At 51.4% G+C, this 16,703-nt stretch carries 17 protein-coding genes and 1 other annotated feature; of the genes, 13 read left to right on the plus strand and 4 right to left on the minus strand.

The features are described 5' to 3' along the window. Positions 1-4: 4 nt before the first annotated feature. Positions 5-1,216, minus strand: a complete 1,212-nt coding sequence (locus tag AC2A1E_RS18200; protein WP_484384918.1) for an alpha/beta hydrolase family protein — start codon at positions 1,214-1,216, stop codon at positions 5-7. A 241-nt stretch (positions 1,217-1,457) separates the two neighbouring features. On the opposite strand from AC2A1E_RS18200, the gene AC2A1E_RS18205 reads away from it, so the two are divergent. Beyond that, positions 1,458-2,342: a PHP domain-containing protein gene (locus AC2A1E_RS18205; protein ID WP_484384919.1), complete on the plus strand. Its 885-nt coding sequence runs from the start codon at positions 1,458-1,460 to the stop codon at positions 2,340-2,342. Between the two features lie 21 nt (positions 2,343-2,363). Here AC2A1E_RS18205 and AC2A1E_RS18210 read toward each other — a convergent pair whose 3' ends face one another. The 3 genes from AC2A1E_RS18210 to AC2A1E_RS18220 form a co-directional block, all read right to left on the minus strand. After that, entirely contained in the window at positions 2,364-3,053 is a 690-nt protein-coding gene (locus tag AC2A1E_RS18210; protein WP_484384920.1) for a MarC family NAAT transporter, read from the minus strand. Between the two features lie 72 nt (positions 3,054-3,125). Next, positions 3,126-4,490: an MATE family efflux transporter gene (locus tag AC2A1E_RS18215; protein ID WP_484384921.1), complete on the minus strand. Its 1,365-nt coding sequence runs from the start codon at positions 4,488-4,490 to the stop codon at positions 3,126-3,128. Between the two features lie 61 nt (positions 4,491-4,551). Further along, positions 4,552-5,130 (minus strand): DUF2239 family protein, encoded by a 579-nt coding sequence (locus tag AC2A1E_RS18220; RefSeq protein WP_484384922.1) that lies wholly within the window; start codon positions 5,128-5,130, stop codon positions 4,552-4,554. A gap of 358 nt (positions 5,131-5,488) precedes the next feature. Here AC2A1E_RS18220 and thrS point away from each other — a divergent pair, with 358 nt between their 5' ends. The 12 genes from thrS to btuD all read left to right on the plus strand — a co-directional run bounded on the left by thrS (position 5,489) and on the right by btuD (position 16,419). Then, complete coding sequence (gene thrS / locus AC2A1E_RS18225) at positions 5,489-7,417, plus strand: threonine--tRNA ligase (RefSeq protein WP_484384923.1); 1,929 nt, start codon at positions 5,489-5,491, stop codon at positions 7,415-7,417. Positions 7,418-7,420: 3 nt separating this feature from the next. After that, positions 7,421-7,972, plus strand: a complete 552-nt coding sequence (gene infC, locus AC2A1E_RS18230) for a translation initiation factor IF-3 (RefSeq protein WP_071882841.1) — start codon at positions 7,421-7,423, stop codon at positions 7,970-7,972. Positions 7,973-8,069: 97 nt separating this feature from the next. Then, positions 8,070-8,267, plus strand: coding sequence for a 50S ribosomal protein L35 (rpmI, locus tag AC2A1E_RS18235; protein ID WP_004931418.1), 198 nt, complete (start codon positions 8,070-8,072; stop codon positions 8,265-8,267). 43 nt (positions 8,268-8,310) lie between these two features. After that, positions 8,311-8,667, plus strand: a complete 357-nt coding sequence (rplT, locus tag AC2A1E_RS18240) for a 50S ribosomal protein L20 (RefSeq protein WP_484384924.1) — start codon at positions 8,311-8,313, stop codon at positions 8,665-8,667. A gap of 114 nt (positions 8,668-8,781) precedes the next feature. Continuing rightward, positions 8,782-8,905 (plus strand) — a sequence feature (Phe leader region). Then, a complete protein-coding gene (pheM, locus tag AC2A1E_RS18245) occupies positions 8,788-8,832 on the plus strand; it encodes a pheST operon leader peptide PheM (RefSeq protein WP_459402801.1) in 45 nt (14 codons plus the stop codon). It overlaps the preceding feature by 45 nt. Positions 8,906-9,108: 203 nt before the next feature. Continuing rightward, on the plus strand, positions 9,109-10,092 hold the full coding sequence (pheS, locus tag AC2A1E_RS18250; protein ID WP_459398649.1) for a phenylalanine--tRNA ligase subunit alpha: 984 nt from the start codon (positions 9,109-9,111) through the stop codon (positions 10,090-10,092). Positions 10,093-10,106: 14 nt separating this feature from the next. After that, positions 10,107-12,494 (plus strand): phenylalanine--tRNA ligase subunit beta, encoded by a 2,388-nt coding sequence (pheT, locus tag AC2A1E_RS18255; RefSeq protein ID WP_484384925.1) that lies wholly within the window; start codon positions 10,107-10,109, stop codon positions 12,492-12,494. Between the two features lie 4 nt (positions 12,495-12,498). After that, positions 12,499-12,795, plus strand: a complete 297-nt coding sequence (ihfA, locus tag AC2A1E_RS18260; protein WP_004943604.1) for an integration host factor subunit alpha — start codon at positions 12,499-12,501, stop codon at positions 12,793-12,795. Positions 12,796-13,426: 631 nt separating this feature from the next. Continuing rightward, positions 13,427-13,837 (plus strand): DUF2502 domain-containing protein, encoded by a 411-nt coding sequence (locus AC2A1E_RS18265; protein ID WP_484384926.1) that lies wholly within the window; start codon positions 13,427-13,429, stop codon positions 13,835-13,837. Positions 13,838-14,013: 176 nt separating this feature from the next. After that, positions 14,014-15,021 carry a vitamin B12 ABC transporter permease BtuC gene (gene btuC, locus AC2A1E_RS18270; protein WP_484384927.1) on the plus strand — a complete coding sequence of 336 codons (1,008 nt, stop codon included), beginning with the start codon at positions 14,014-14,016 and terminating at the stop codon, positions 15,019-15,021. A 71-nt stretch (positions 15,022-15,092) separates the two neighbouring features. After that, positions 15,093-15,644: a glutathione peroxidase gene (locus AC2A1E_RS18275; RefSeq protein ID WP_484384928.1), complete on the plus strand. Its 552-nt coding sequence runs from the start codon at positions 15,093-15,095 to the stop codon at positions 15,642-15,644. Between the two features lie 19 nt (positions 15,645-15,663). Next, on the plus strand, positions 15,664-16,419 hold the full coding sequence (btuD, locus tag AC2A1E_RS18280; protein WP_484384929.1) for a vitamin B12 ABC transporter ATP-binding protein BtuD: 756 nt from the start codon (positions 15,664-15,666) through the stop codon (positions 16,417-16,419). The last annotated feature ends 284 nt before the right edge of the window (positions 16,420-16,703 follow it).

Here is a 16,703-nt window from a genome sequence, read left to right on the forward strand (position 1 = left end):
GTGTTTATTTGGTATCGAACCATAACTTCCACTGCGGCACCGCCGTCGCGAAGGTACCTCGGTGAGTAGTGTCACCCGTGGAAATCGCCTCCACCATCGTGTTACCTGAACCCATCGATTGTGCATAGGTCATCGCCATGCGGCCAACGCCAACCGTGATGGCCTCGTCTGTTTCACCGTAATAGTTACGCACCGGAGATTGGATAACCCAGCGATAGGCTTGAGCTGCGGCAATCAGCTTGCCATAGGCTGAGTTGGCGAAATATTGCGGGTTAAAATATTCCGGCCGAATCAGTTTGTGCAGATCGGTAGGAATATCTTCTGGGTTGAACGGTTGGCGCTCATAGGCTTTCTTGGCAATGTCGTAATACTCGTCGTTGAGCAATGCGCGAGCCAGACCGGGTACTCCGTAGTAATTTTCGTAAGCGAAAGCTGACAGGATCATAATGCTATTCAGCCAACTGGCGTCAAACTTACGCGGGAAAACCAGAAAACCGTTCATTAGAGCAAACACGTCCACGGGCGCGCTGGCGGTGGTGGTGCCTTGCGGTTTGATGCCGACGCTTTCCAGCTTCTCAAGCATAACCATGGTCACAAAACCGCCCTGTGACCAGCCGGAAAGAAACAGACGATCGTTGCTCAGCCCCATGTGTTTGAGCACGCTTTGGGCGGCAATCAGCATGTCATAGGTGGCCTGCTGGTGGCTGCCTTTTACCATATAGCCTTCAGGCTCGGTAGAGTTACCCAAGCCAAAATAGTCGGCACCGATCACCAGGTAACCTTGCCCGGCAAATTGCGCGATCATCAATTGGGTTTCCGGTGACTGTTCAGGGAATGAAGGAACCTGATATTTCCCGTAGACCGTACCGTGCTGATAGGAGAGTAGTGGGAAGGACTTGCCAGCGGTTTCTGGGATGGCAAGCAACCCTGATGCGACCGTTGGCCGGTTGCCGAACTCCGGTATCACCGAGTGATAGGTGACGCGATACAGGTTTACCGCGTTGCGGGCTGGGGTATATTTAACATTTACCCCAGCAAATTTTGGCGTGTCGACATTGAGGATCTGGTTCAATCGCTCACTGCTCCAGTGGTCGATCAACTGATAAGAAACGCTGTCGCTTATCTGAACTTGAGGGTTATTGTTGGTTTCTGCCGTGGCAGGAGCCAGCCAGCAAACCAGCAACAGGTAAATGAAAGCGTGAAATGTTTTTAGCATTGATGTTCCCTCAATATAATCACTGCGCGGAACCGCAGGTAGGCTTTGCGGATGATGTTGCATGGCTAACGGGAGGTACTTCACCGACGGGTTTGTCACTCTCGTAATACAATGAATCTTAAATTTATCAGGCCAGTGCTGTGCTAAACATAGTGTGCTTTGATCAAAAGTCCAAATGGACTGCTGATAAAATCAGCAAAATCAATGATGCATATTAGATAGCAGGAATTGAGGGGGAATAATGGAAAAGATTGACCTGCACATGCACTCCAATTACAGCGATGATGCAGATTTCCCGGTTGAGGTGCTGATCGCTCGCTGCCAGCAGCAGGGCATCAGCACGTTAGCAGTCACCGATCACAACAACGCTAACTCGGTAGAGCAAGCCAAGGCCTTGGCGTCATCCAGCCTGAATGTGTTATCCGGCATTGAAATCGACTGTACCTTTGCCGGGCGTAACTATCATCTGTTGGGTTATGGTTTTACCCCCAGTGAAGACTTTGCGGCGATCCACCAGAATTTCAGTGCGATCCAGCGTGAACTGACACCGAAAAAGTTCGAAAAGCTGCGCGAGCTGAAGTTCTACCTTGATGAACAGCGGTTAGAGCAGGTGTGTGGCGGGGCTATTCCGCAGGAAGAGCAGATGGGAGAGGTGATCCTGGAGGATGAACGCAATGATGGCCATCCGTTGTTGCTGCCTTATCGTGCTGGTGGTGCCAGGGCGGATATGCCATTGATCAACTTTTACTGGGATTTCTTTGGCCCTGGGAAAGTCTGCTATATGCCGGTCACTTACCCGGCAATGAGCGAAATGGTCGACGTGATTCGCCATAATGGCGGGATACCGGTCGTGGCACATATTGGTGCCAACGTTAAGCAGGACCACACTCTGGTGATTGATGACATGCTGAAAGCGGGCGTGATGGGTATTGAGGTATTCTCCAGCTACCATTCGCCAGAGTTGGCCAGCCAGCTATATGACTTCGCCGTTGAGCGTTCGGTATTTGTGACCTGTGGTAGTGACTTCCATGGGCGCAACAAACCGAAAATCGAAGTTGGGCAATGCGCTTACGGCTTGCAACATATCGCAGAAATACGCCGATTTGTTGCAGCCGCTAGCGCATGATCCCCTGCCAAAGTAAGACTTTTAGAGGGCGTTCGGTGTGTAAGTGGAGATAATTTCCAACACACCGTTGATAATAAATTGAACGCCCATACAGACCAGCAGGAAACCCATCAGGCGGGAGATGGCTTCAATGCCACTTTTGCCAACCAGGCGCATAATGCTGGTCGAACTGCGTAGGCAGGCCCATAAAATCACCGAAACCGCCAGGAAGGTGAGCACGGGTGCCACCAATAGCACCCAATGAGCAAATCCCAGCGTGTTTTCTTTGATGCTCGATGCCGAGCTGATGATCATCGCAATCGTACCCGGCCCGGCGGTGCTCGGCATTGCTAATGGCACAAAGGCGATATTGGCAGAGGTTTTTTTGCGCAGCTCTTTGCTCTTGGTTTCCACTTCCAGCGTTTCGCCTGGAGTTTGCTGTGGAAACAGCATACGGAAACCGATAAAAGCGACGATCAACCCACCGGCGATGCGCAGGCCGGGAATGGAGATACCAAAGGTTTTCATGACCAGTTGACCGGCATAGAACGCTACAGTCATGATAAAGAACACGTACACCGAAGCCATCAGCGACTGCTGGTTACGTTCTTCACTCGTCATATTGCCCGACAGGCCAAGCAGCAACGCTATTGTGGTTAGCGGATTAGCCAGTGGCAGCAGTAACACCAGTCCCAGCCCGATGGCTTGAAACAACTGCAAAATGGTCAACATAAAAACAAACCCCAAAAATTGTGGACGTGGATGTCAGCAAAGCGCCTGGTGCGGCGCTTCATCTCAACGACGTTATACTAAACGTTCGATTTTTTTGTGCCGCCAAACCAGCCTGTAGAAAGTGGTCTGCAATGCCAGCATTGTCAAATAGGCTATCGGGAACGCCATCCATACGCCCTCCAAGCCAAAATAGGCACTGAGTAGGTAAGCTGCGGGTAATTGTACGACCAGAATACACAGAATCGAAATGGATACCGGCACCAACACTACGCCGCTGGCGCGCATGATACCACCGACGATGGCCTGGAAACCAAACACCAGCATGCTCCACAGCATGATATGTAACAGATGTTCTGCCTGTGCCAAGACGCTAGGGCTAGTGAGGAACAGACCCAGTAGCCAATGCGAAAGTAGATAACCCAACACGATCAGCGTGCCAGTTAACCAGAAATTGATAAATAATCCGGTACGCAGAATGGGGCTAATCCGTTCCATATGCCCGCCGCCGATCGCTTGGGCTCCGAGGATGGAAGCCGTAATGGCAATCGACAGCGCCGGGAACTGCACGTAATTGACGATCTGCGTGACGGCACCGTAGGCGGCAGTGGCATCCGAACCGTGGCGATTAACCAGCGTCAGAATGGCCAACTCAGAAATTGAAATCACCACCATCTGCAAACCGGTCGGTAAGCCAATGCGCAATACTTTGCGCAGCACAACCGGGTTCAGTTTCAACGCGGCCAACATGGCACGATCGGGAGCCAGCACGTGTTGTTTACGGCGAAGGCGTACCGCCAGATAGATCATGGCCAGAGCGTTCCCTACCATACCCGCCAGTGCTGCGCTCTGAATGCCCATCGGAGCAAACCCTAACCAGCCACGGATGAGCGCCGGGGTCAGCAGCAAACCCACGCAGGTCGATAGCAGCAGTGCCAACAGTGGAGAAACCGTGTCACTGACGCCGCGTAGCAACTGGGTAAACAGAATAAACACCAGCAACAGCGGCATAATCAGCATCATAATACGGGCGTAAGAAACCGCTTCTTCCAGCACATCCGGCGGGGTTCCCAGAGCCTGCAACGCCTGACGAGCAAACAGAGAACCAAATACGGCGGCCAGCAAGCCAATGATGACGCCCAGCATTAGCGCTGTTCCGGCGATGGTTTTCACCTTTTCCGGTTCATTCGCTCCCCATGCCTGCCCAATCAACACCGATGCCCCGGCACCTACGCCAATCACCAGTGAGATAAAGAAGAAAACCACGGGAAACATACCGGCAATCGCTGCCAAAGCATGAGTGCCAAGCATTTGGCCGATATAAATACCGTTAAGAGTGCCGGAAAATCCTTGCAGGAAATTAGACAGTACCATGGGTACCAAAAAGATCAGGTAGATGCGCCAGAGCGGCTTCTGCCCTTGTTGCGAACGGGTTGGCATTTAACGTTTTCCTGCACTTAAAGGGGGTAATAGCACCAGTCGTGCCTAAGTGTGTGTGATATCACGAGGTGAAAGCATCGCGGGTTATCCAGGCCAGATGCGCCTGGATATCGGCTGGCCAATGGGTAATTCGCTCGGCAAAAACCTTACCGTCATGGCTAAACAGCGCTCGCACCGCTTCTTCATAGCCAGGTAAGCAACCGGCGATGGCGGTCATAAATCGGTAGCCTTTCTCTTTTGCTTGGCGTTCATGGTCCTGCTCCGCCGTATTGTGCCGAGCTTCGTCAACCAAACGGCGCAATGCGGCAGAAGCACCGCCACGCTGTTGTGCTAACCATTCCCAATGGCGGGGTAGCAGCGTCACTTCACGTGCCACCACACCGAGTTTTGGCCGCCCGACGGAAGGCTGAGTGGCGGGTTCAGCCTCATGTATGGAGACATTTTCCCCAGGCTGCGGCCAGACATAGCCCTCAGGCCAGGGATAGTCCACCTGTGATCCTGTGGCATCATCAAATACCAACAGCCCACCGGCTGAAAGATCGAGCGACGTCAGCACCTTTGCAACCTCAGAGTAGGAGCCTGTGGCGACACGTTGGTGACGTAAAAATGCGGTGCATTTTGCAGAGTTAATCGTATTCATTGTATTTATACCCGGGCATTATTATTTTACCCGGATTAATTTGGCGGGATTGTGCTTAAAAGTCAAGCACTGTGATATTCACGGTGTTTTATCCATCGTTTGGCACACCCATCACTTGCAGCAATAACTTGTTGATGCTGGTGCGATTGCACTTTATTTATCCGCTACAAATTTAATGTTACTATCCGCAGGGCTGTAAAAAGCCGCTGAAGGTACGCGTTTTATGGGCGTATCAAGTTGTGTATCAATCTGGCAATGGTGGGCGAGATATGCTGCATAACTTACTCAATACTCATCAAAATATCTGTACTGCATGTGATCTGTCGTGTGGGTCACCACTGTAGATAAGGAATTATTAATGCCTGTTATTACTCTTCCTGACGGAAGTCAGCGTCAATATGATCATGCCGTTTCCCCGATGGATGTTGCCCGTGATATCGGCCCTGGCCTTGCCAAAGCCTGTATTGCTGGCCGTGTCAATGGCGAACTGGTTGATGCCAGCGATCTGATCGAGTCTGATGCGCAATTAGCCATCATCACCATCAAAGACGCCGAAGGCCTGGAAATCATGCGCCATTCGTGCGCGCACCTGTTGGGCCATGCGATCAAACAGCTGTGGCCAGACACCAAAATGGCTATCGGCCCGGTGATCGACAATGGTTTCTACTATGACGTTGACATCGACCGTACCCTGACGCAGGAAGATCTGGATCTGCTGGAGAAGCGGATGCATGAGTTGGCCGACAAAGATTATGACGTCATCAAGAAAAAAGTGAGCTGGCAGGAAGCCCGCGACACCTTTGCTGCCCGTGGCGAAAGCTACAAAGTGGCAATTCTGGATGAAAACGTCAGCCGTGACGACCGTCCTGGCCTGTATCACCACGAAGAATACATCGATATGTGCCGCGGCCCGCACGTGCCGAATATGCGTTTCTGCCATCATTTCAAACTGCAGAAAACGTCGGGTGCTTACTGGCGTGGCGACAGCAAAAACAAAATGCTGCAGCGTATCTATGGTACTGCCTGGGCAGACAAAAAACAGCTGAACGCTTATCTGCAACGTCTTGAAGAAGCGGCGAAGCGTGACCACCGTAAGATCGGCAAGCAGCTTGACCTGTACCATATGCAGGAAGAAGCGCCGGGCATGGTGTTCTGGCACAATGACGGTTGGACCATCTTCCGCGAACTGGAAGCCTTTGTGCGCATGAAGCTCAAAGAGTACCAGTATCAGGAAGTGAAAGGGCCGTTCATGATGGACCGTGTGCTGTGGGAAAAAACCGGCCACTGGGAAAACTACAAAGACGCCATGTTCACTACGTCGTCAGAAAATCGTGAATATTGTATCAAGCCGATGAACTGCCCGGGCCACGTGCAGATCTTCAATCAGGGCCTGAAGTCTTACCGCGACCTGCCGCTGCGCATGGGCGAGTTCGGCAGTTGCCACCGTAACGAGCCTTCAGGTTCGCTGCATGGTCTGATGCGTGTCCGTGGTTTCACCCAGGATGATGCCCACATCTTCTGTACCGAAGATCAGGTGCGTGCTGAAGTGAACGACTGCATCAAGATGGTCTACGATATGTACGGCACCTTTGGCTTCGAAAAAATTGCGGTGAAATTATCTACCCGTCCGGAGAAGCGCATTGGTACTGACGATATGTGGACCCGTGCTGAAGACGATCTGGCCGCCGCACTGACTGAAAACGGGATTCCGTTTGAATATCAGCCGGGTGAAGGTGCCTTCTACGGTCCAAAAATTGAATTTACCTTGCATGATTGTTTGGATCGCGCATGGCAATGTGGTACCGTGCAACTCGATTTCTTCTTACCGGGCCGTCTAGGCGCGTCGTATGTCGGCGAAAACAACGAACGCGTGGTACCGGTAATGATTCACCGTGCTATTCTTGGCTCCATGGAGCGCTTCATCGGTATCCTTACCGAAGAATATGCCGGTTTCTACCCAACCTGGATTGCTCCAGTGCAGGTAGTGGTGATGAATATCACCGACAGCCAGTCTGATTACGTCCAGCAATTGACCAAAAAACTGCAAGATGCAGGGATTAGGGCAAAAGCGGACTTGAGAAACGAGAAGATTGGCTTTAAAATTCGCGAACATACTCTACGTCGAGTTCCTTACATGTTGGTGTGCGGTGATAAAGAGGTCGAATCGGGCAAAGTTGCCGTTCGTACCCGCCGTGGCAAAGACCTGGGGAGCCTGGACGTGGGTGACGTCGTAGACAAGCTGCTGAAAGAGATTCGCAGCCGTAGTCTTCATCAATTGGAGGAATAAAGTATTAAAGGCGGAAAACGAGTTCAACCGGCGCGTCCAAATCGCATTAACAGAGAAATTCGCGCGCAAGAAGTTCGCCTAACCGGCGTCGATGGCGAGCAGATTGGTATTGTCAGTCTGAATGAAGCTCTTGAAAAAGCTGAGGAAGCGGGCGTCGATTTAGTAGAAATCAGCCCAAATGCCGAGCCGCCAGTTTGCCGGATCATGGATTACGGCAAATTCCTCTACGAGAAGAGCAAGTCGACCAAAGAACAGAAGAAGAAACAAAAAGTTATCCAGGTCAAGGAAATCAAATTCCGTCCTGGCACCGATGATGGCGACTATCAGGTCAAACTACGCAACCTGATTCGCTTTCTGGAAGATGGCGATAAAGCCAAAATCACCCTGCGGTTCCGTGGGCGTGAAATGGCGCACCAGCAGATTGGTATGGAAGTGCTTAACCGCGTCCGTAAAGACCTGTGTGAAGATATTGATCTGGCCGTGGTCGAATCCTTCCCTACGAAGATCGAAGGCCGTCAGATGATTATGGTGCTCGCACCCAAGAAGAAACAGTAAGGCTTCCAAGTAATCGAACCCGCGCCGTGCAAGCGTGCGTGGGTTTTATTCGCCTCACTGATTCGTTGTTTAACAATGCGAAGTGGATTTAATTAACATGCCAAAAATTAAAACTGTACGTGGTGCAGCCAAGCGCTTCAAAAAAACCGGCAGCGGTGGTTTTAAGCGTAAACATGCTAACCTGCGTCATATTCTGACCAAAAAAGCAACCAAGCGTAAACGTCACCTGCGTCCGAAAGGCATGGTGTCTAAGAACGATCTGGTCCTGGTTACTGCGTGCCTGCCGTACGCATAAGCCACATTTTTTGAATCAAGAATAAGACTTTAGGAGAGAGCATATGGCTCGCGTAAAACGTGGTGTAATTGCACGCGCACGTCACAAGAAAATTATGAAGCAGGCGAAAGGCTACTACGGTGCCCGTTCGCGCGTCTATCGTGTTGCCTTCCAGGCAGTAATCAAAGCAGGTCAGTATGCTTACCGTGACCGTCGTCAACGTAAGCGTCAGTTCCGTCAGCTGTGGATTGCACGTATTAACGCCGCTTCTCGTCAGAACGGCCTGTCTTACAGCAAGTTCATTAACGGCCTGAAAAAAGCCTCTATTGAAATTGATCGTAAGATCCTGGCTGATATCGCAGTATTCGACAAAGTGGCCTTTGGCGCACTGGTTGAAAAAGCGAAAGCAGCTCTGGCGTAAGAAAGACGAAAGGGGGAGCTTGCTCCCTCTTTTAATTGTTATTTTTCAGAGACAAATATTGACTTTTATTGGCCTCAGCGCTCACACTGTTCGTCAATCAATCGACAAGGTAATGCAACTATGCACTCTGCTATTTTCCGTTTCTTTTTTTACTTTAGCGCCTGATTTCAGGGGGCATCGGCGTAAGAAAAGAAACGAAAAGTAGCGCCTGAGCCTCCCCTGTGGAGGCTTTTTTGTTTTTGGCCATCTTCTTCGCCTTTCAAGCCGTAGCGTTGTTGGCTGCACTCGCTTACCCCAGTCACTTACTTGAGTAAGCTCCTGAGGATTCGCGAGTTGGCCGCCTAGCTACGACTTGAAATTCTTTGAAGATAAACCAAAGGCGTGTTCGAATAATAGATAACAATTAATTAGGGCCATACCGGCCAGAGGAAGAGGAAAGCAATGTCACATCTCGCAGAGCTGGTTGCCAAAGCCAAGGCAGCCGTAGAAGATGCCCAGGATGTTGCCGCGTTAGATTTGGTACGCGTCGAATATTTAGGCAAAAAAGGTCATTTCACCTTGCAGATGCAGTCACTGCGCGAAGTGCCAGCGGAAGAGCGCCCGGCTGCCGGAGCGGTGATCAATCAGGCAAAACAGGACGTTCAGGATGCGCTGAATGCGCGCAAGAACATGCTGGAGTCTGCCGTACTGAACGCACGCTTGGCGGTTGAGACTATCGATGTTTCGCTGCCAGGTCGTCGTTTGGAGAATGGGGGTCTGCACCCGGTGACCCGCACTATCGATCGTATTGAAACTTTCTTCGGCGAACTGGGTTTCTCTGTCGAAACCGGCCCAGAAATCGAGGACGATTATCACAACTTTGACGCGCTGAATATTCCAGCTCATCACCCGGCGCGTGCCGATCACGATACCTTCTGGTTTGACGCTACGCGTCTGCTGCGTACCCAGACCTCTGGCGTGCAGATCCGCACCATGAAGACCCAGCAACCGCCGATCCGCATCATCGCGCCAGGCCGTGTCTATCGTAACGATTATGATCAAACGCACACCCCGATGTTCCACCAGATGGAAGGGCTGATTGTCGATAAAGACATCAGCTTTACCAATCTCAAGGGCACGCTGCATGATTTCCTGAACAACTTCTTTGAAGAAGACTTGCAGGTTCGTTTCCGTCCTTCCTACTTCCCGTTTACTGAGCCTTCCGCAGAAGTTGATGTGATGGGTAAAAACGGTAAATGGTTGGAAGTGTTGGGTTGCGGCATGGTGCACCCGAACGTACTGCGCAATGTAGGTATCGATCCGGAAGTTTACTCCGGCTTTGCCTTCGGCATGGGCATGGAGCGCTTGACGATGTTGCGTTACGGCGTCACCGATTTGCGCGCATTCTTCGAAAACGATCTGCGTTTCCTCAAACAGTTTAAGTAAGGCGGGAATATCACATGAAATTCAGTGAACTCTGGTTGCGCGAGTGGGTAAACCCGGCCATCAGCAGCGAAGCATTGTCCGATCAAATCACCATGGCTGGCCTGGAAGTGGACGGCGTTGAGCCGGTAGCCGGTGCTTTCAACGGTGTGGTGGTTGGCCACGTGGTGGAATGCGGGCAGCACCCTAACGCCGACAAACTGCGTGTAACCAAGGTTAATGTGGGTGGCGAACGCTTGCTGGACATCGTTTGTGGTGCGCCAAACTGCCGTGCTGGTTTAAAAGTAGCGGTAGCTACCGTTGGCGCGGTATTGCCGGGTGATTTCAAAATCAAAGCCGCCAAGCTGCGTGGCGAACCTTCAGAAGGTATGCTGTGTTCGTTTTCCGAACTGGCGATTTCTGACGATCATAACGGCATTATTGAGTTGCCAGAAGACGCGCCGATCGGTACCGATATTCGCGACTATCTAAAGCTTGATGATAACGCGATCGAAATCAGCGTCACCCCTAACCGCGCAGATTGTCTGGGCATCATTGGCGTTGCGCGTGACGTTGCCGTGCTGAACCAGTTGCCGCTCACCGAGCCAGATATGAGCCCGGTTGCTGCTACCATCACCGATACGCTGCCAATCCGTGTAGACGCGCCGCAGGCGTGCCCGCGCTATCTGGGGCGTGTGGTGAAAGGGATCAACGTAAAGGCGCCTTCACCATTGTGGATGCGTGAAAAACTGCGTCGTGGCGGGATCCGTTCTATCGATGCGGTGGTTGACGTCACCAACTATGTGTTGATGGAACTAGGCCAGCCGATGCATGCGTTCGATCTGAACCGCATTGAAGGCGGGATCGTGGTGCGTATGGCATCTGAAGGCGAAACGCTGCGCCTGTTGGATGGCAATGAAGCCAAATTAAGCGCAGATACCTTAGTGATTGCCGATCATCACAAAGCGTTGGCGATGGGCGGCATTTTTGGTGGTGAGCACTCTGGTGTGAACGATGAAACCCAGGATGTGCTGTTGGAGTGTGCGTTCTTCAGCCCGCTATCGATTACTGGCCGTGCGCGTCGTCATGGTTTGCATACCGACGCCTCCCACCGTTACGAGCGTGGTGTGGATCCTGCATTGCAGTATAAGGCTATGGAGCGTGCAACTCGTTTGCTGATGGACATCTGTGGCGGTCAAGCCGGGCCTATCATTGATGTGACCGATGAGAACGCGTTGCCGAAACGTGCCTCTATCACATTACGCCGTGAAAAGCTGGATCGCCTGATTGGCCATGTGGTACCCGCCGAGCAGGTGAGCGATATTCTGCGCCGCCTGGGCTGCCAGGTGACTGAGCAGGGCAGCAACTGGCTGGCGGTTGCGCCAAGCTGGCGTTTCGATATGGAGATCGAAGAAGATCTGGTGGAAGAAGTGGCTCGTGTATACGGCTACAACAATATTCCAGACGTACCTGTGCGTGCCGATCTGGTGATGACCAAGCATCATGAATCCGATCTGGCGCTGAAACGTGTAAAAACCATGCTGGTCGATCACGGCTTCCAGGAAGCAATTACTTACAGTTTTGTCGATCCGAAAGTACAGGCGCTGCTGCATCCGGGCGAAGAAGCGCTGATCCTGCCAAGCCCAATCTCGGTAGAGATGTCCGCTATGCGCCTGTCGCTGTGGACGGGTTTACTGTCTGCGGTGGTGTACAACCAGAATCGTCAGCAAACGCGTGTGCGCCTGTTCGAAAGCGGCCTGCGCTTTGTGCCTGATACTACGGCGAATCTGGGGATCCGTCAGGATGTCATGCTGGCTGGCGTCATTGCCGGGCATACCCATGAAGAGCACTGGGATCTGGCGAGAAAGCCGGTGGACTTCTATGATTTGAAAGGGGATCTGGAGTCTGTGCTTGAGCTGACAGGTAAGTTATCTGAAATTCAGTTCAAGGCAGAGGCCCATTCGGCTCTCCACCCGGGTCAAAGTGCGGCGATTTATTTGCACGGTGAGCGCGTAGGTTTCATCGGTGTGGTTCACCCAGAACTTGAGCGTAAACTGGATCTTAACGGTCGTACTGTGGTGTTTGAACTGGAGTGGAATAAGGTCGCAACCCGCGCCGTACCTCAAGCGCGTGAAATTTCTCGCTTCCCTGCAAACCGTCGTGATATCGCGGTTGTCGTGGCTGAAAACGTCGCCGCAGAAGATATTTTGGCAGAGTGTAAGAAAGTTGGCGCAAATCAGGTAGTTGGCGTAAACTTGTTTGATGTGTACCGTGGCAAGGGCGTAGCAGAGGGTTACAAGAGCCTGGCTATCAGTCTGGTATTGCAGGATACCGCTCGTACACTGGAAGAAGAGGAGATCGCCGCTACCGTTGCAAGATGCGTAGAGGCTCTAAAACAGCGATTCCAAGCATCCTTGAGGGATTGAACCTATGGCGCTTACTAAAGCTGAAATGTCAGAACACCTGTTTGAGAAGCTTGGGCTTAGCAAACGGGACGCCAAAGATCTGGTAGAGCTGTTCTTTGAAGAGGTCCGTCGGGCTTTAGAGAACGGTGAGCAGGTAAAACTGTCAGGTTTTGGTAATTTTGATTTGCGTGACAAGAACCAACGTCCGGGACGCAACCCGAAAACTGGTGAGGACATTCCGATTACGGCGCGCCGCGTGGTCACTTTCCGTCCGGGGCAAAAACTAAAAAGCCGGGTGGAAAACGCGAGCCCAAAAGAATAAGTTGCGTAACACCAAAAAGGCCGCGTTCGCGGCCTTTTTCTTATGTCATACAGAATCATAATTTGAACGGTGACATTATGTGGGAATATATTGTTACCTGGTTTTTTTTTATTTCTTCATTACTATTTCTCACTAATTCGGAAACATTAAATAATCTTATAAATTATATTATGCTGCTATAAGGGCTGTTTGATAATATTTGCAGAGCATTCCTATATCGCTTTATTTTAATAGTACGCTGCAAATCACTCAGGGCCATAGCTCCTGGGTTAATGATAGTAATGACCAGATCTACCGCCGTGTGAACCGCCGCCATGGCCACCGCGTGGGCCGAAACAGCAGGCAGATAGAGCCGTAGTGAGCAAAGCTATGGTTAATAAAATCCCAATGCGTTTAATCATAATAATACCCTCAGATGAGTGTCAGATGATTATAAATAGTTATGGCGAAATCAGTGCGTCAATTATTCGTTAAGCTCTGTTAGTGTATGTATTAATTAAATAGGGATGGTGACAGTGTAGGGATTGTGTAAAGGGCGCGAAAACGATCTGAAAATAGGCTTTGAAGCGATAGGCGTGAAATAACTGCACTGATATAACCCTCTCAGTTTTGCAATAAAGAGAGATTATCAATGAAAAAGATCCTGTTGCTGGTGTGTTTACCTCTGCTGCTGCCGGTGGCAGCAGCCCAGGCGAATGTCTCTATTGATATCAATGTACCTGGTGTTTCACTGCACCTGGGCGATCAAGACAAACGCGGCTATTACTGGGATGGCTATGACTGGCGTCCGCCACAGTGGTGGCATGCGCATCAGGGGCAGAGTGTCGGGGAGCGAAATGAACGCGGCATGTATTGGGATGGCGGGCGTTGGCAGTCAGCGGACCCTCGCGGCCATGCTGAGCGCGGCAGGAATCCGTTCCATGGCGATCGTAACAATGATCGTAATGCGCACGATGATGGCGATCGTGGCAATAACCGCAACGATAGCCATAATGCCCACAGTCGGCCTTATCCACAGAACAACAACGATCCGCGCCACTGATTGATTCACCGGCGGTTAGTATTGCTATCACCTGTTGGGTGATCGGCAGTGCTAACCGCTGTTTTCCTGGCCGATCTGCGACACAACCCTTTCCCTCACGGCGCTAACCTCTTAATATTCGCTGCAAGATGTTAATTATCAGGCCATGACAACGGTCTGCAGGAATTGTTGCGCCTATGCCTACCCACCAAACGTTCACGTTATTGCAGCAAAATCAGCGCCAACGCGATAAACGCCATTTGTCACTGTTGACGCTGGGCGTTGTGGTGGCTTTTGTCTTCAGCCTGAGTGCCGGGGATGTCTGGATCTGGCCCACTCAGTGGCTGAGTGAGTCTGCGCGGCTATTTGTCTGGCAACTGCGCCTGCCGCGAGCGCTGGCGGTCATGTTGGTGGGGGCCAGCTTGGCAGTTGCGGGAGCGGCGATGCAGGCGCTGTTTGAAAACCCGCTAGCAGAGCCTGGATTGCTTGGTGTGGCGAATGGGGCTGGCGTGGCACTGGTTCTGACGGTGCTGTTCGGCAACGGATTATTGCCGGTTGCCTTGATGAGCCTGAGTGCGATCCTCGGCGCACTGGTGATGACCTTCCTGTTATTGAGTTTTGCCCGCCGCCGCCGAATGAGTAATGCACGCCTGTTATTGGTGGGAGTGGCGTTGGGCATCGTCTGTAGCGCTATCATGACATGGGCCGTTTATTTCAGTTCTAGCCTCGATCTGCGTCAACTGATGTATTGGATGATGGGCGGTTTCGGCGGGGTCGACTGGCGGCAAAAATGGTTGCTGCTGATATTGTTGCCGGTGCTGCTGTGGCTATGCGGGCAGGGTAAAGCGCTAAATCTGATGGCGCTGGGTGAAGTTCAGGCCCGGCAACTGGGGCTTTCTCTTCATCTGTGGCGCAATCTGTTGGTGCTGGCGATCGGCTGGTTGGTGGGTGCCAGTGTGGCACTGGCAGGGGTGATCGGTTTCGTGGGGTTGGTCATTCCTCATATACTGCGGCTCAGTGGCTTGACCAACCAGCGCTTCCTGTTGCCCGGTTGCGCGTTGGCAGGGGCCGGAGTATTGCTGGTGGCTGATGTGGTTGCACGTATCACGCTGCTCTCAGCAGAACTCCCCATCGGCGTAGTGACTGCCACACTGGGCGCACCGCTATTTATCTGGTTACTGACCCGGTCAAAAAGCGTAAGGTAAATGAGCTACCGCTATAAACCGGTGGTACTTTCTCTGCTTCACCTGCAAATAAAACAATAGGATGAAATCTAATGAGTAAGCCAATTTATGCCGTTCCGCTGCAAACTATTGAAAACCAGTCGACTACCTTGGGTGAGTATCAAGGGAAAGTGCTGTTGGTGGTTAACGTTGCTTCGGAATGTGGCCTGACCAAGCAGTATGAAGGTCTGGAAAAACTCTATGAAGCCTATCAGGAGCAAGATTTTGCCGTGTTGGGTTTCCCTTCCAATGAGTTTCTGGGGCAGGAACCTGGCACTAATGAAGAGATCCTGGCCTTCTGTCGCGGGACTTTTGGCGTCAAATTCCCGATGTTTGCCAAAATTGAGGTGAATGGCACGAATCGTCATCCGCTTTATCAGGCATTGATTGCAGCACAGCCACAGGCTGTCACTCCTGAAGGCAGTGAGTTTTTAGAGCGTATGAGCAGCAAGGGGCGCGCACCAAAACAAACGGGCGATATCCTGTGGAACTTTGAGAAATTCTTGATTGGCCGTGATGGTACGGTGATCCAGCGTTTCTCGCCCGATATGACGCCGGAGGATCCGGCAGTGATACAAGCGGTCAAGCTGGCGCTGGCGAAGTAAGTAAAGAGGCTATTAGAACATGCTGCAACTCAGCCAGGTGGGAGTAGAAGGTCGTTTTGCCCCTTGTTCAGGGCAAATCAGCGCTGGGTTGCAGGTTCACCTGATTGGCCCTAACGGTGCAGGGAAAAGTACGCTACTGGCAAGGTTGGCAGGGATCCTGCCTGGGCAAGGTGAAGTCCTGCTGTCGGGCAGGGCAATGGATGATTACCCAGGTCATGAATTGGCGATGCGCCGCGCTTATCTCTGCCAGCAGCAGCCACCTGTTGCTCTGATGCCGGTATTCCAATACCTCGCTTTGCATCAACCTGTGGGTTCGGATAAACGTGAGTTAGAAAACACCATCCTTTATTTATCTGAGCGTTTGAAACTGTCAGACAAGCTATCACGCATGCTGACTCAGTTATCCGGTGGCGAATGGCAGCGGGTGCGTCTGGCTGCGGTTCTGTTGCAGGTGTGGCCCACCGTTAACCCACATAGCCAGTTATTGTTGCTTGATGAGCCCACCAATAGCCTGGATGTTGCGCAGAAAGTGGCGCTTGATCGCCTGTTACGGGAGTTTTGCCACAGCGGCCGCACTGCGCTGATCTGTGCACACGATCTGAACCATACTCTGCAACAGGCCGATAGTGTCTGGTTATTACATGCTGGGCGACTGGTAGCGCAAGGGAGTACACATAAAGTGATGGAGCCAGAGGTGTTATCACGTATTTATGATGTTGATTTTCACTTACAGGCGTTGGGCGACCAGCGTTGGATTATGACAAAAACGGCATAGTTGGATTTTTTGCTGTTATTTTAAGCAGTTGGATTTTTGATAGGTAGCTTGCAAATCATCAATCTTTTATCTGATTCTTTTCCCCAAAATAGATTCTTTCGTTGAAAAACGTCAATGACGTGCTACGCTAGACGCGGTCAATAGAAAACGATAATAAAGTAATATTTTGATTAATTTGGATATTTTTGTTTTTGATAAGGGCAGTGTCTTTCGAAAAGCTTCCTGACAGTCATTTACAGCTTAAGGTTTAGTTAAGCTTGCCGACGTACATTGGCAGTTTACCC

Source organism: Serratia sp. HNCC26DJ206, assembly GCF_057180605.1.

Excerpts from the sequence above, each read along its gene's own strand:
- rplT (WP_484384924.1), top strand. The coding sequence starts at position 8,311 with ATGGCTCGCGTAAAACGTGGTGTAATTGCACGCGCACGTCACAAGAAA.
- AC2A1E_RS18265 (WP_484384926.1), top strand. The coding sequence starts at position 13,427 with ATGAAAAAGATCCTGTTGCTGGTGTGTTTACCTCTGCTGCTGCCGGTG.
- rpmI (WP_004931418.1), top strand. The coding sequence starts at position 8,070 with ATGCCAAAAATTAAAACTGTACGTGGTGCAGCCAAGCGCTTCAAAAAA.
- thrS (WP_484384923.1), top strand. The coding sequence starts at position 5,489 with ATGCCTGTTATTACTCTTCCTGACGGAAGTCAGCGTCAATATGATCAT.
- AC2A1E_RS18200 (WP_484384918.1), bottom strand. The coding sequence starts at position 1,216 with ATGCTAAAAACATTTCACGCTTTCATTTACCTGTTGCTGGTTTGCTGG.
- pheT (WP_484384925.1), top strand. The coding sequence starts at position 10,107 with ATGAAATTCAGTGAACTCTGGTTGCGCGAGTGGGTAAACCCGGCCATC.
- AC2A1E_RS18215 (WP_484384921.1), bottom strand. The coding sequence starts at position 4,490 with ATGCCAACCCGTTCGCAACAAGGGCAGAAGCCGCTCTGGCGCATCTAC.
- AC2A1E_RS18205 (WP_484384919.1), top strand. The coding sequence starts at position 1,458 with ATGGAAAAGATTGACCTGCACATGCACTCCAATTACAGCGATGATGCA.
- pheS (WP_459398649.1), top strand. The coding sequence starts at position 9,109 with ATGTCACATCTCGCAGAGCTGGTTGCCAAAGCCAAGGCAGCCGTAGAA.
- AC2A1E_RS18210 (WP_484384920.1), bottom strand. The coding sequence starts at position 3,053 with ATGTTGACCATTTTGCAGTTGTTTCAAGCCATCGGGCTGGGACTGGTG.
- btuC (WP_484384927.1), top strand. The coding sequence starts at position 14,014 with ATGCCTACCCACCAAACGTTCACGTTATTGCAGCAAAATCAGCGCCAA.
- AC2A1E_RS18220 (WP_484384922.1), bottom strand. The coding sequence starts at position 5,130 with ATGAATACGATTAACTCTGCAAAATGCACCGCATTTTTACGTCACCAA.
- AC2A1E_RS18275 (WP_484384928.1), top strand. The coding sequence starts at position 15,093 with ATGAGTAAGCCAATTTATGCCGTTCCGCTGCAAACTATTGAAAACCAG.
- btuD (WP_484384929.1), top strand. The coding sequence starts at position 15,664 with ATGCTGCAACTCAGCCAGGTGGGAGTAGAAGGTCGTTTTGCCCCTTGT.
- ihfA (WP_004943604.1), top strand. The coding sequence starts at position 12,499 with ATGGCGCTTACTAAAGCTGAAATGTCAGAACACCTGTTTGAGAAGCTT.